This window comes from Neisseria sp. P0021.S005, from assembly GCF_051956955.1.
The window spans coordinates 1-10,316 of the sequence record NZ_JBQCWY010000073.1 but is presented as its reverse complement, the minus strand read 5'-3'; the positions used below and the strand labels follow the sequence as shown (position 1 = coordinate 10,316).

At 49.9% G+C, this 10,316-nt stretch carries 7 protein-coding genes and 2 pseudogenes; all 9 read left to right on the top strand.

What is annotated here, in order from left to right; translation table 11 throughout:
* Positions 1-2 precede the first annotated feature (2 nt).
* Positions 3-1,880: an alpha-amylase family protein gene (locus ACTHUE_RS06400; RefSeq protein WP_440423127.1), complete on the top strand. Its 1,878-nt coding sequence runs from the start codon at positions 3-5 to the stop codon at positions 1,878-1,880.
* 155 nt (positions 1,881-2,035) lie between these two features.
* Positions 2,036-2,860, top strand: coding sequence for an amino acid ABC transporter substrate-binding protein (locus ACTHUE_RS06395; RefSeq protein WP_070850484.1), 825 nt, complete (start codon positions 2,036-2,038; stop codon positions 2,858-2,860).
* The gene (locus tag ACTHUE_RS06390; protein ID WP_083325003.1) at positions 2,850-3,566 is read left to right on the top strand and encodes an amino acid ABC transporter permease; all 717 of its coding nucleotides are present in this window, start codon (positions 2,850-2,852) and stop codon (positions 3,564-3,566) included. The genes ACTHUE_RS06395 and ACTHUE_RS06390 overlap by 11 nt, the downstream gene beginning before the upstream one ends.
* A 9-nt stretch (positions 3,567-3,575) precedes the next feature.
* Positions 3,576-4,343 (top strand): amino acid ABC transporter ATP-binding protein, encoded by a 768-nt coding sequence (locus ACTHUE_RS06385; RefSeq protein WP_371460221.1) that lies wholly within the window; start codon positions 3,576-3,578, stop codon positions 4,341-4,343.
* A 169-nt stretch (positions 4,344-4,512) separates the two neighbouring features.
* Entirely contained in the window at positions 4,513-6,432 is a 1,920-nt protein-coding gene (locus ACTHUE_RS06380; protein ID WP_070695595.1) for an ATP-binding cassette domain-containing protein, read from the top strand.
* 47 nt (positions 6,433-6,479) lie between these two features.
* On the top strand, positions 6,480-6,833 hold the full coding sequence (locus ACTHUE_RS06375) for a hypothetical protein (protein WP_004520602.1): 354 nt from the start codon (positions 6,480-6,482) through the stop codon (positions 6,831-6,833).
* Between the two features lie 36 nt (positions 6,834-6,869).
* Positions 6,870-7,421, top strand: coding sequence for a hypothetical protein (locus ACTHUE_RS06370; RefSeq protein WP_049336128.1), 552 nt, complete (start codon positions 6,870-6,872; stop codon positions 7,419-7,421).
* Between the two features lie 188 nt (positions 7,422-7,609).
* Positions 7,610-8,312, top strand: a pseudogene (locus ACTHUE_RS06365) (DNA translocase FtsK 4TM domain-containing protein); the annotation flags it as partial.
* 98 nt (positions 8,313-8,410) lie between these two features.
* Positions 8,411-10,054 (top strand): annotated as a pseudogene (locus ACTHUE_RS06360) (DNA translocase FtsK); the annotation flags it as partial.
* Positions 10,055-10,316 lie beyond the last annotated feature (262 nt).

Here is a 10,316-nt window from a genome sequence, read left to right as displayed (position 1 = left end):
CCTTGCATCACCTTAAAGAACGCACCCTATCGATTTATACCCCCGAACAGCGTGCAAGCATCGAGACATCTGAAGACTGGAAACAGTTTGACAGACGACTTGAGGAACACTTCCCAAAACTGATGCATGAGCTGGACAACGTATACAACAACAACGAAGCCGTCCTCCCTATGCTGGAGCAACTGATTGCCCAAGCATGGCAAAGCTATTCCCAACGCAACGCATCTTTAAAAGATATTGATATCGCGCGAGAAAACGATCCTGACTGGATTTTGTCCAACAAACAGGTTGGCGGCGTGTGCTACGTCGATTTGTTCGCAGGCGATCTGCAAGGGTTGAAAGCCAAAATCCCTTATTTCCAAGAATTGGGCCTGACCTATCTACACCTGATGCCCCTGTTTAAATGCCCTGAAGGCAAAAGCGACGGCGGCTATGCGGTCAGCAGCTACCGCGATGTCAATCCAGCACTGGGTACAATAGACGACTTGCGCGATGTCATTGCCGCCTTGCACGAAGCAGGCATTTCCGCCGTTGTCGATTTCATCTTCAACCACACTTCCAACGAACACGAATGGGCAAAACGCTGCGCTGCCGGCGATCCACTCTACGACAACTTCTACTATATTTTCCCTGACCGCTGGATGCCCGACCAATACGACCGCACCCTGCGTGAAATCTTCCCTGACCAACATCCGGGCGGCTTCTCCCAACTGGAAGACGGACGCTGGGTATGGACGACGTTCAACTCCTTCCAATGGGACTTAAATTACAGCAACCCGTGGGTATTCCGTGCCATGGCAGGCGAAATGATGTTCCTTGCCAACTTGGGCGTTGATATTCTGCGCATGGATGCCGTTGCCTTTATTTGGAAGCAAATGGGCACAAGCTGCGAAAACCTGCCTCAGGCACACGCCCTGATTCGCGCGTTTAACTCTGTAATGCGTATCGCAGCGCCAGCCGTGTTCTTCAAATCCGAAGCCATCGTCCACCCTGACCAAGTTGTCCAATACATCAGCCAAGACGAATGTCAAATCGGCTACAACCCTCTGCAAATGGCATTGTTGTGGAACACCCTCGCCACGCGCGAAGTCAACCTGCTCCATCAGGCACTGACCTACCGCCACAACCTGCCCGACCACACTGCATGGGTCAACTACGTCCGCAGCCATGACGACATCGGCTGGACCTTTGCGGATGAGGACGCATGGCAGTTCGGCATCCACGGCTACGACCACCGACAATTCCTCAACCGCTTCTTCGTCAACCATTTTGACGGCAGCTTCGCGCGCGGTGTACCGTTCCAATACAACCCCAACACTGGCGACTGCCGTGTCAGCGGTACAGCCGCAGCATTGGTTGGTTTGGCTCAAAATGACCCGTATGCCGTTGACCGCATCAAACTTTTGTACAGCATCGCTCTGAGTACCGGCGGTCTGCCGCTGATTTACTTGGGTGACGAAGTGGGTACGCTCAACGATGACGACTGGTCGCAAGACAGCAATAAGAGCGACGACAGCCGCTGGGCACACCGTCCTCGTTATAATGAAGAGTTGTACAACCAACGCCATGACAGCTCGACCACTGCCGGTCAAATCTTCCAAGGTTTGCGCCATATGATTGCCATTCGCCAAAGCAATCCGCGCTTTGACGGCGGCAAGTTGGTTACCTTCAATACCAACAACAAACACATCATCGGCTATATGCGCAACAACGCACTATTGGCATTCGGCAACTTCAGCGAACATCCGCAAACCATCAGTGCGCATACGCTGCAAGCCATGCCGTTTAAAGCACACGATTTGATCAGCGGTCAAACCGTTTCCCTGAATCAGGATTTGGTACTGCAACCCTATCAAGTCATGTGGCTTGAAATTGCATAAGCCGAAATTTTGATACACCACTCAAGGCCGTCTGAACAAATCAGCGTTCAGACGGCCTTTTAAGAAACTAAGATGTATTTTGTATTTTGGGCAGTTTCGCTTAGAATGCATGCTTTAATACCAGATGACACACTAAAAATCAGGAGTAAAAATCCATGTTGAAAAAATTCGTACTTGGCACCATCGCTGCAGTAGTTTTGGCTGCTTGCGGCGGCGAAAGCAGCAACTCAGCTTCTTCTGCACCGGCCCAATCCGGCGCGGCCTCCGGCTCACTGATTGAGCGTATCAACAACAAAGGTACCATCACTGTCGGCACAGAGGGCACTTACGCACCCTTCACCTACCATGATAAAGACGGCAAATTGACCGGCTACGATGTCGAAGTTACCCGCGCCGTTGCCGACAAATTGGGCGTAAAAGTCGAATTTAAAGAAACACAATGGGACTCCATGATGGCAGGTTTGAAAGCCGGCCGTTTCGACGTGGTTGCCAACCAAGTCGGCCTAACCAGCCCTGAACGTCAAGCAACTTTTGACAAATCCGAGCCTTACAGCTGGAGCGGTGCTGTATTGGTTGCACGCAAAGACAGCAACATCAAATCCATCGACGACATCAAAGGCGTGAAAACCGCACAATCCCTGACCAGCAACTATGGCGAAAAAGCCAAAGCGGCAGGAGCTGAACTTGTACCGGTAGACGGCTTGGCGCAATCCCTGACCTTGATTGAACAAAAACGTGCCGATGCAACTCTGAACGACGAATTGGCGGTATTGGACTACCTGAAGAAAAATCCGAATGCCGGCGTGAAAATCGTTTGGTCTGCACCGGCTAACGAAAAAGTCGGCTCCGGCTTGATTGTCAATAAAGGCAACGATGAAGCATTGGCTAAATTCAGCACAGCCATGAACGAACTGAAAGCCGACGGCACGCTGAAAAAACTGGGCGAACAATTCTTCGGAAAAGACATCAGTGTTAAATAATTTCCTTGCCTCTCTGCCGTTTATGACGGAAACACGCGCTGATATGCTCATCAGCGCGTTTTGGCCCATGGTCAAAGCCGGCTTCGCAGTATCTTTGCCTTTGGCGATCGCTTCTTTCGTTATCGGCATGATTATTGCCGTAGCAGTTGCTTTGGTGCGGATCATGCCCTCCGGTGGTGTTTTCCAAAAATGCTTGCTGAAGCTGGTAGAATTTTATATTTCCGTCATTCGCGGTACGCCGCTTTTGGTGCAGTTGGTCATCGTATTCTATGGTTTGCCTTCCGTCGGCATCTATATCGATCCGATTCCTGCCGCCATCATCGGCTTTTCGCTCAATGTCGGCGCATACGCTTCCGAAACCATACGCGCGGCAATCTTGTCCGTACCTAAAGGCCAATGGGAAGCCGGTTTCTCCATCGGTATGACCTATATGCAGACGTTCCGCCGCATTATCGCGCCACAGGCATTCCGCGTTGCCGTACCGCCTTTGAGCAACGAGTTTATCGGCTTGTTCAAAAATACCTCGCTTGCCGCCGTAGTAACGGTAACCGAGCTTTTCCGTGTTGCCCAAGAGACAGCAAACCGTACTTATGACTTTTTGCCCGTTTATATCGAAGCCGCATTGGTTTATTGGTGCTTCTGCAAAGTGCTGTTTATGATTCAGGCGCGCTTGGAAAAACGCTTTGACCGCTATGTCGCCAAATAAGGAGTTGTCATGATTAAAATCCGCAATATCCATAAAACCTTTGGCGAAAATACCATTTTGCGCGGCATCGATTTGGATGTCGGCAAAGGACAAGTGGTTGTTATCCTAGGCCCGTCCGGCTCGGGCAAAACCACGTTTTTACGCTGTTTAAACGCTTTGGAAATGCCTGAACAAGGTCAGATCGAGTTTGACAACGCACAGCCGTTAAGCATCGATTTTTCCAAAAAACCAAGCAAACACGATATTTTGGCACTGCGCCGCAAGTCCGGCATGGTGTTCCAACAATACAACCTCTTTCCGCACAAAACTGCGTTGGAAAACGTCATGGAAGGGCCGGTTGCCGTACAAGGCAAGCCTGTCGCCCAAGCGCGTGAAGAGGCTGTCAAATTGCTTGAAAAAGTCGGTTTGGGCGACAAGATCGACCTCTACCCCTACCAGCTTTCCGGCGGTCAACAGCAGCGCGTCGGTATTGCCCGAGCATTGGCGATTCAGCCTGAACTGATGCTGTTTGACGAACCGACTTCCGCGCTTGACCCCGAATTGGTGCAAGATGTTTTGGATACCATGAAGGAGTTGGCACAAGAAGGCTGGACCATGGTTGTCGTTACTCATGAAATCAAGTTTGCCTTAGAAGTGGCAACCACCGTCGTCGTGATGGACGGCGGCGTTATTGTCGAACAAGGCAGCCCGCAAGATTTGTTCAATCATCCCAAACATGAACGGACACAAAAATTCCTGCGCCAAATCCGTGCGGACAATGGCGATCTTCAAATTTAATTGAAACGACAGACAATTTGAAAGCATTTCCGACTGTCATTTCATAAAGGCCGTCTGAATAAGTAAAATAGAAATCAGTGATTTCGTTTTCATACTTGTTCAGACGGCCTTTTATATGTCTTTTCAGGTAAAATAATGCCTTTCGTTTTACACCCCCTTGCCTGCCATCATGATAGAAATTAAAAAACTCACCCTCCAACGCGGTTTGAAAGTCCTACTCGACAAAGCCGATGCCGTAATCAACCCCGGCCAACGCGTTGGTTTAATCGGTAAAAACGGTACGGGAAAATCCAGCCTGTTTGCGCTGATAAAAGGTGAAATCACACAAGATGGCGGCGAAATTCTTATTCCCAAAACATGGCGTCTGGCTTCTGTCTCTCAAGAAACGCCTGATTTAGATATCTCCGCTTTAGATTACGTTTTGCAAGGTGACGCTGAATTGCAGGCTTTTCAGACGGCCTTGGCTCAAGCAGAAGCGCAAAACGATGGCATGAAGCAAGCCGAATATCACGCCAAACTTGAAGAAATCGATGCCTATACTGCTCCGGCACGCGCCGCCAAACTGCTTAACGGCTTGGGTTTCGCACAAGAAGAACATACCCGTCCCGTCAAATCTTTTTCCGGCGGCTGGCGTATGCGCCTCAACCTTGCCCAAGCGCTGATTTGTCGTGCTGATTTGCTGCTTTTGGACGAACCGACCAACCATTTGGATTTAGAAACCGTACTATGGCTGGAAAACCATCTCGCTTCCCTGCCCTGTACGCAAATCATCATCTCCCATGACCGCGACTTTTTGAATGCCACCACAACGCACACCATCGAACTGTCGCAACAAAAACTGACCCAATACGGCGGCAATTACGATTTCTATCAAGCCGAACGCGCCCAACGTCTGGCGCAACAACAAGCCGCCTACGTCAAACAGCAGGCGCAAATCAAACATCTGCAATCCTTTATCGACCGTTTCAAAGCCAAAGCCACAAAGGCCGTACAAGCTCAAAGCCGCATGAAGGCATTAGCCAAGCTCGAGCGCATCGCCCCTGCTCATTTGGATAGCGAGTTTTCCTTTGAGTTTGCCAATCCGACCCACCTGCCCAACCCATTATTGAAACTCGACCATGCCGACTTGGGCTATGGCGACAATACCGTTTTACACGATATCACCTTGTCTCTGGAAAGCGGCGCACGTTACGGCCTATTGGGCGTTAACGGCAGCGGTAAATCCACATTTATCAAAGCATTGGCAGGAAAAATCGATTTACTTTCCGGCAGCATCGTACGCTCCGAAAAGCTCAATATCGGCTATTTTGCCCAACACCAACTGGACACATTGCGCGCCGATCAAAGTCCGGTTTGGCATATCCAACAGCTTTCGCCCGAAGTCCGCGAACAGGAAATCCGCAACTTTTTAGGCGGTTTCAACTTTGTCGGCGATATGGCGGTTCAAAAGACCGAGCCTTTTTCGGGTGGTGAAAAAGCGCGGCTCGCCCTTGCCATGATTATCTGGCAAAAACCTAATCTGCTGCTGCTTGACGAACCGACCAACCACCTAGACTTGGATATGCGCCACGCCCTAACACTTGCCCTGCAAAGTTTCCAAGGCGCATTGATTGTCGTATCGCACGACCGCAGCCTGCTTGAAGCGACTACCGACAGCTTCCTCCTTATCGACAAAGGCCGTCTGAACAACTTCGACGGCGATTTGAACGACTACCGTCAATGGCGGTTGGCACAAGAAAACGCTGCAGCAGCCCCCGCCGCATCTGCCCAAAGCCAAAGCCGCAAGGACACCAAGCGCATAGAAGCACAAATCCGTCAGGAAAAAGCCAAACGCAGCAAACCGATTCAGCAGAAGATCGACAAAGCCGAAAAAGAAATCGCACGATTGACTGATATTCAGACAGCCTGTGAAGCATTTTTGGCACAAGAATCTGCTTATTCAGAAGAAAATAAACCCAAATTGCAAGAGACACTCGCACAATTAACAGAAACTAAAGTAAAATTAACGCAACTGGAAGAAAACTGGCTGCAATGGCAGGAAGAGCTTGAGCAAATCCAAGTTGATGTCGAAGCCGAGTTTTCCCAATAAAAATAGAGCCATCAGGCCGTCTGAAATAAAACACAATACGGAAAAACATGACTTCAACCATCAAACAAGCCGGATACTTCCTCGTATCCTCTTTCGTCTTGGGCATTTCTCTTCATGCAGCCGCCGCAGTCTACTCCTGCGGCAACGGCAGCTATACCTCCGAACCCAAATCCTCCTGCGCACAGGCTCAATTGCCTAAAATCAGCGGCCATCAAGGCAGCGGTTACCACCTTAACATCCGAAGCCTCAATGCCTCTGATGAACGCGCAAGTGCAAAGCCTAAGAAAAAGGCACGCGCGGAAAAATCTGATAAACAAGAGAAAAAAGCCGACAAACCGAGCAAAAACAAAAACAGTGCAAAAGCTAAAAAACAGCAGCCCATACCGTCTGAACAAGAATAAAATGCTCAAGTGCAACGAATCAGCCCTATCTGAATCATGAAAAAATATCTGCTTACCCTATCCCTGCTGCCGCTCGCTGTTTTCAACAGCCAAGCCGACGCCGCAAAAATTTACACCTGTGAAGTCAACGGCTCGATTGTCTATACCTCGCGCCCAAGCGGCAACTGCCAGGCCGTCAACGATTTGCCGATTGTCGGAAAATACAGCAGCAGCCGATACGATGCCCCGGTCAGCGATGCGCCTACACTCAACGCGCCGACATCACAAGCGGCTCCGGCAAAAAGCAAAAATACGGCTGCAAAATCCAACCATAAGGTAACGCCCAAACCTGCCCCTGTCCGCACCACTTCTGAAACAGCTCCTCCTCCGGTTCCAAAATCCTCCGGCGTCAACAGTCGCCGCTCTATTCTGGAAACCGAGTTATCCAATGAACGCGCAGCTTTGGCCGATGCCAAAAAGCAACTGAGCCAAGCGCGGACAGCCAAAGGTGGCAGCGTCAATCAACAGGCCATCAGTACGCTGCAAGGTGCGGTTCTGGATAGAGAGAAAAACATTCAAGCCCTACAACGCGAACTGGGCAGAATGTAAGTCCAAATCAATCAAAACATCAGGCCGTCTGAATAGGTGGAAACGAAATCCAAAATTTTCGTCACGCCAAACAGACGGCCTGAATCCCATAATGATTACGCCCGTTTCAATTTCTTGTGCCCAGTAAATACGGTATAATTTGCCCTTTACGCACATTACCTCCGGTCTTTTCAGACGGCCTTTATCTCATGACTGCAAAATCTTCTAAAACCCAAACAAAAAAACGCGTCTCTACCAAACCGGCAGCCAAACCGACCACACGCAAATCCACCAAAGCACAAACTCAAGCCGACAATAAAGTCTCCCAACGCCTCAAGGCCGCCAAAGAGCTGCAAAGAAACGAAGAAAAAAAAGCGCGCCCCGAGCATGTCGTAAACTTGATTAATGATGCTTTATGGCTGTTTGGCTTGGTTATCACCATTTATCTGGCTATTTCCTTGGCCAGCTTCAGCATGGACGACCCTGCATGGTCGCGCAGCGTTCCCAAAAGCAACGATGTCGCCAACCTTGGCGGCCTCTTTGGCTCCTATCTTTCCGATGTCGGATATTATCTGTTCGGCCTGTCGTTTTGGTGGTGGATAGCTGCATCTTGCGTTTTCCTCTACAAAAACTTCCGCCCCATGAAAAAGCAGGAAAACCACAAGCCCTACAATCATGGCGTAGCCGCTTTGGCATTGTTTCTCCTGCTGGTGTGCAGCCCGATTATCGAACATTTTCTGTTTGACAACGCATTGAGCGAATCCCTTCCCGTTGGTGCCGGCGGCTTGGTCGGCTTACTTGCGGGCTCAGGCTTGGCTTGGCTATTGGGCAAATCAGGCAGCCTGTTGATTATGCTGGTGATGTTACTTTTATCCATTTCCCTGTTGGCTCAGGTGTCATGGTTGGAAGTCATGGCCAAATCCGGCAGCCATATGGGCGGCCTGTTTGGCAGCCTGATGAAAAAACTGTCTCAATTCCAAAATAGAAAAGAAGATGTCCGCACCGAAGCTTTGGAAACCCAAAATACGCGCCGCATGGTTAAAGAGGCCAAAACCATTACCGCCACTCCGGTTGCTCCGTTGGCAGGCAGCAGCAGCAACCGTAAAACTGTTGCCGTATCCGTTGCGCCGCCCCCTAAAATCCAAACTTCCCTGTTTGACGATACAGAACCTAAAAACAACGGCGAATACCACAAACCCAACATGAACCTGTTGCGTATGCCGTCTGAAGAACCGGTTGCCGTCAATCCGGATGAATTGCAACAGACCGCAGAATTGATTGAAGCCAAGCTGGCTGAATTCGGCATCGGCGTACAGGTTGTTTCCGCCACTTCCGGCCCCGTGATTACCCGCTACGAAATCGAACCGGCACAAGGTGTCAAAGGCAGTCAAATTGTCGCCCTGTCCAAAGATTTGGCGCGCTCGATGTCTCTGCAAGCGGTACGCATCGTAGAAACTATTGCCGGTAAAAACACCATGGGCATTGAATTGCCCAATGAGAAGCGCCAAGACGTCATGTTGAGCGAAATCCTCTCTTCATCCGTGTTTACCGACGCCAAGTCCAAACTGACCGTTGCCTTGGGTAAAGATATTGCGGGTACGCCCGTTGTCGGCGACTTGGCAAAAATGCCGCATCTTTTGGTCGCTGGTATGACCGGCTCGGGTAAATCCGTCGGCGTGAACGGCATGATTATGTCCATGCTCTTTAAAGCCACGCCCGACGAAGTCCGCTTCATCATGATTGACCCGAAAATGCTGGAATTGAGCATTTATGACGGCATTCCGCACCTGCTCTGCCCGGTTGTGACCGATATGCGCGAGGCCGGACAAGCATTGAACTGGTGTGTTGCCGAAATGGAAAAACGCTATCGTCTGCTTTCCCATGCCGGCGTGCGCAATCTGGACGGTTTCAACCAAAAAGTCGAACAAGCCAAAGCAGCAGGCAAACCATTACTCAATCCGTTCAGCTTAAATCCTGATGATCCTGAGCCTCTGGAAAAACTGCCGTTGATTGTGGTCGTTATCGACGAGTTGGCTGACTTGATGATGACCGAACGCAAATCCGTTGAGCAGCAAATCGCACGCCTTGCCCAAAAAGCGCGTGCGGCAGGTATTCACATGATTGTCGCCACCCAACGCCCAAGCGTTGATGTGGTTACCGGCCTGATTAAAGCCAACATTCCGACACGCATGGCCTTTACCGTACAAAGCAAAATCGACAGCCGCACCATTCTTGACCAAATGGGTGCGGACGAATTGCTCAAATACGGTGACTCATTATTCCTGCAACCGGGCAGCGCGGAACCGACACGCCTGCAAGGTGCGTTTGTTTCCGATGATGAAGTGCATCAGGTCGTCAATTTCGTCAAAGAACAGGCTCCGACCAATTATGTGGAAGGTCTGCTCAGTGGTGAAGCAGCCATCGAAACCACCAATATTGTCAATCCGAATGCAAACAGCGATGAGCTATTCGATCAAGCCGTTGCCTTCGTATTGGAAAGCCGGAAAACTTCCATTTCTGCACTGCAACGCCAATTACGCATCGGCTACAACCGTGCCGCCAATTTAGTAGATGCGCTTGAAAATGCCGGTGTTCTCTCTCCTGCAGACATCAACGGCAGCCGACGGATTCTGGCTCAAAAAGACCAGCTGTAAAAAACAACAATATTGAAACGCAAAGGCCGTCTGAAAAGAATTTCCTACTTTTCAGACGGCCTTTTTATGTTATTCGTGAAACATTGTGTTATACTAAGCAGCTAAATTTTGACCTTATGCACGCTTCCGAAATCTTTCGGAATACTGAGCAGAAGGATAACCGTTTAAACACAACAAATTTAAGGGCTTACGATGAGCGTAACTGTTGAAACTTTAGAAAATCTGGAACGCAAAGTAGTATTGTCTCTGCCTTGGTCCAAAA